The sequence below is a fragment of the Streptomyces lushanensis genome (assembly GCF_001700515.1).
Classification (GTDB): domain Bacteria; phylum Actinomycetota; class Actinomycetes; order Streptomycetales; family Streptomycetaceae; genus Streptomyces; species Streptomyces lushanensis.
Genome location: NZ_MAUD01000694.1, coordinates 267 through 1,052, shown reverse-complemented (window position 1 = coordinate 1,052; position 786 = coordinate 267). Strand labels below are relative to the sequence as shown.

At 65.3% G+C, this 786-nt stretch carries 1 pseudogene; it reads right to left on the bottom strand.

Annotation, left to right across the window (positions count from 1 at the left end):
• Positions 1 to 786: pseudogene (locus BFF77_RS32460) on the bottom strand (hypothetical protein); the annotation flags it as partial.

Genomic DNA, 786 nt, shown 5'->3' with positions numbered 1-786 from the left:
AGGTTGAGGCCGGCGCCGGCCGCCGTCCCCAGCAGCCAGCCGGTCAGGCCCTTTTTGAGGTGCTCGCCGATGTTGCCGATGAACTGCTGGAGACCCGCGCCGACGGCCAGGACGAGGTTGCGGAGGAACCCGATGGGGTCCTTGATGATCTTCATCACCGCGGCGGCGGCCTTGGCGAGGACGCCCAGCAGCATGTTCTTGAGCTCGAGGATGGTCTGGATGACCCCGACCACGGCGTCCTTCGCCTTGGCGATGAGGCCCTTGTTCTCCTCCTGGAGCTTCTTGATCTCCTCGTCCACGGCGCTCAGGGCCTGGGTGTATTTCTGGGCGAGGTCCTGGACGAGCTGGTCGGACTTGGCGTTGACGTCGGCTTCGAGTCCGTCGAACTTCTCGGTGAAGTCCGCGGCGGCCTCCTGGCCGAACTGTTTCAGGTCCGCGGGGAGCCGGTCGACCTCCGCCTTGAGTTCGGTGCGGCCCTTGGCGATGCGGTCCTTGGCCTTGCCGAGTTCGGTGCCGATGGTGTCGGCGATGGCCGAGATGACCTGCTGCATCTGGGCGACGTAGAGCTTGCGGGACTCCTGGAAGAGCTGGTTGGCCTCCTCCGGCAGGCCGGCGAACTTGTCCTTGACCCACTTCAGCTTTCCGGTGAAGCCGGAGTACCGCTTGTCCTTGTAGGCGTCCATCCGGCGTTTGTGGTCCGCCGTGAACGCGTCACGGGCCGTCTTCTCACCCGCGGTGAACTTTTCGTCGACCAGTCCGTCCAGGCCGGTCAGGGTCTTCTCGACG